The sequence below is a fragment of the Apibacter sp. genome, from assembly GCF_025291155.1.
In the GTDB taxonomy this organism is placed as follows: domain Bacteria; phylum Bacteroidota; class Bacteroidia; order Flavobacteriales; family Weeksellaceae; genus Apibacter.
In genome coordinates this window covers 1-626 of sequence record NZ_JAMBJZ010000162.1, presented here as the reverse complement: position 1 = coordinate 626, position 626 = coordinate 1, and the positions used below count along the sequence as shown (strand labels likewise).

Genomic DNA, 626 nt, shown 5'->3' with positions numbered 1-626 from the left:
TGGAAGAAAAAAATCAAGTTAACAATATAGGAAATAAACTTTCCGAAGATCAGCTTAAAATTGCTAGGGAAAAAAAATTACTTGCAGCTATTCTCGCATTTTTTATGGGAAGTTTAGGAGTTCACAAATTTATTTTAGGATATAAAAAGGAGGGTTTTATTATGCTTGGTATTACGTTAGGTACTTTATTTTTGGGATCAATTATCACAGGACCTATTGCCTTTATTGAAGCAATTATATACCTAACCAAATCAGATGAAGATTTTTATAACACCTACATTAAAGGTCATAAAGGATGGTTCTAATCTACATTTTAATATAAAATTATTCTTTTGAATAATTTTTAAAGAGTCTTTTTTTACTTTAGAAATTTCTTTATTCTTATTTTTTAAACAAATTTTTAAATTTATTAAAAGACTCTTTAGTATACAATTTTGCTGCCGTAGGACTTTATTTGCTCAGTATTCAATTGTTTAAAGTTATTTATAAATATTTATAATTTAGCCACCATATATAAAATTTAATATTATAATTTAATTAAAGTAAATATGGAAGAAAAAAATCAAGTTAACAATATAGGAAATAAACTTTCCGAAGATCAGCTTAAAATTGCTAGGGAAAAAAAA

1 protein-coding gene is annotated in these 626 nt (G+C 24.1%); it reads left to right on the top strand.

Annotation, left to right across the window (positions count from 1 at the left end):
• Positions 1–26: 26 nt before the first annotated feature.
• Positions 27–305, top strand: coding sequence for a TM2 domain-containing protein (locus M3Z80_RS09705; RefSeq protein ID WP_459251456.1), 279 nt, complete (start codon positions 27–29; stop codon positions 303–305).
• Positions 306–626 lie beyond the last annotated feature (321 nt).